Genomic DNA, 2,217 nt, shown 5'->3' with positions numbered 1-2,217 from the left:
GCAGCTTAAGCGAGCGTTATACGTAAGGGCATTATGAAATCATCACATAAAATTGCATTAGCATTGGTTATCTCTTTTATTATTTCAGGTATTGCAGATTCATATTTTCTTCACTCTCAAAATATTGAGGCTGTTTCTTTCCTCCCACATACATTAGTTCTCGCAGTTTTATTGTTTTCATGGTGTAGGAATCATGCACAAGAAAATAACATTCAGAATGTTGGCTATAAGCCATTATTTTGTGCCGTGATTGGTCCCGTTGGAGTGACTTATTATGCTTTTAAATGTTATGGTTTTAAAAGTGGCATTCTTCTGATTACTAAGTGTTTATTGTCGTTAATGTTAGCAGTGGTTCTTTATGGCGGTATCGATTACTTGTTCTCACTTATTTACGTATAACAAGCAATTTAAACGGAACTAAAACAGTTCGTCATTTTTGCAAAAACAAAGGGCGCAAAAATATCGCCCTACTTTAGTCCGCTTAATGTGGGCGTTAAGCCTATATAAGCAGCATCAAGCTGGCTAGGAATAATAAGGATAAAAATGAAATTATCAGCATTGTTAATCGAAAACTTCAAAGGTATCAAGTCGGAAGTTAAAGTACTAATAGATAATGTGGTTATCTTAATCGGTCCAAATAACTGCCGAAAATCAACAGTGTTAGATGCTTATGAAGCCTACTTCTCTGTAGGGGCTCCACTTTCACTTGATTACTTCCATAATCAAAGCGACTCGTTGCCGATTTCTATCACAGGTGTCTTTACTGATATATCTTCTGATGATCTGGATAGTATTGGTCAAGAATGGCTAATTACTGCAGACCCAGAATTTGGTGATTGTGCAAAGTTCAAATTTGTTTGGTCTAAAGCTGATGAAAAAGCAAAGAAGTTCAGCTTTAGTAATAAAACTAATGCGTTTAAACCTGGTGGCGGTGGTGGTTGGAATACAATCCTTAGTAGCCGTCTCCCAATGCCTATACGAATCAACCCCACTGATAATACCGAAGCTCTCGAGCAGGTGGTAAAAGAATTAATCTCCAAAAATGCCGCAGCCAAGATAAAGCAAGATAAATCTAAAGTAGCCAAGATCATGGCTGAAATTGATGCACTTGCCAAAGAAGTCGAAACAGAGCTGTCTAGTGAAATTTCGTCAATTAGCACTAGCATCCAAACTGAAGTTGATAAGATGTTTAAAGGCATGAATGTTACCTTTGAAGCGGGGGTTGGTAAATTCGACCCAGAAAAAGCAATCAAAGAGGGTAGTCGGTTCATCTTCGAAAATAATGGAAGCTCAGCGCCGCTTGCAAATCAAGGTTCTGGTGTCCAGCGTTCATTTTTGTGGGCTGCAATAAAAACACTCAGCTCTCAAGGACTACTGAAAAAAGGTCGTACAGCTATCGCTGCCGACAAACCTAAAGTGTTGTTGATTGATGAACCAGAAATAAACATGCATCCTGCAGTTATTCGATCGGCATGTGAGGCAATTTATGCGTTAGCAGAGTTAGATGGATGGCAGGTGATATGTACAACGCACTCTCCAGTTTTTATTGATTTAACGAAAGATCATACGACTCTCATCAAGGTTTCAAATCTAGTTAATGATGTTTTGTACTACCAGACGGATAAATCAGCATTTTCACCAGATGAAAAAGACAACTTAAAGTTTTTGAATCGTTGTTGCCCAACAGTCAACGAGTTCTTCTTCTATGATACTGCTTTACTAGTGGAGGGAGACACAGAATATTTAGCGTATCAAGACCAGATAAAACGACATAATCTGGCTATGACACACTGTGTAATAAACTGTCGAGGTAAAGCAAACATCCCTACGTTTATCAAAATATTCGACCAATTCGGCGCAAACGCCGTGGCTATACACGATTTGGATACCAAGCTTAACAGCAATGGTAAAAAAAATGCTATGTGGACTATTAATGAAAAAATTAGACTTGCTGCTGACGCTACTAATGGTAGGGTTCAAACGCTAGTTCATGTACCAGACTTTGAGGGGGACTATTTAGATGAGTCACCACAAAAAGATAAGCCATATAATTTGTTCAAGCACATTACAGCCTCAGATTTTGAAAGTAACCCAAGATATGACAGGCTGCGCTCTTCCTTAATGGATATCGAATCTGGTTGTCATACTGGTCTGTATACTCAAGTCGCTGAACTAGAAGCGAAAATATAGGCTTAACAAAGCATTTAAGAGTGATTC

Annotated in this window: 2 protein-coding genes; both read left to right on the top strand. The window is 38.4% G+C overall.

Annotated features, from left to right (window positions below; genetic code table 11):
• The first annotated feature begins 33 nt into the window (after window positions 1–33).
• The gene (locus tag ACP45E_RS21390; protein ID WP_017038122.1) at window positions 34–399 is read left to right on the top strand and encodes a hypothetical protein; all 366 of its coding nucleotides are present in this window, start codon (window positions 34–36) and stop codon (window positions 397–399) included.
• A gap of 144 nt (window positions 400–543) precedes the next feature.
• Window positions 544–2,190 (top strand): ATP-dependent nuclease, encoded by a 1,647-nt coding sequence (locus tag ACP45E_RS21385; protein ID WP_017038121.1) that lies wholly within the window; start codon window positions 544–546, stop codon window positions 2,188–2,190.
• Window positions 2,191–2,217: the final 27 nt, after the last annotated feature.

Origin of the sequence: Vibrio genomosp. F10 str. 9ZD137 (assembly GCF_049974785.1) — a bacterium.
GTDB lineage: Bacteria > Pseudomonadota > Gammaproteobacteria > Enterobacterales > Vibrionaceae > Vibrio.
The sequence above is the reverse complement of the archived record's forward strand: the minus strand, read 5'-3'. Positions and strand labels throughout refer to the sequence as shown.

Bases quoted from the DNA above. Each gene is read 5' to 3' on its own strand.
- ACP45E_RS21390 (WP_017038122.1), top strand. From the start codon at position 34: ATGAAATCATCACATAAAATTGCATTAGCATTGGTTATCTCTTTTATT.
- ACP45E_RS21385 (WP_017038121.1), top strand. From the start codon at position 544: ATGAAATTATCAGCATTGTTAATCGAAAACTTCAAAGGTATCAAGTCG.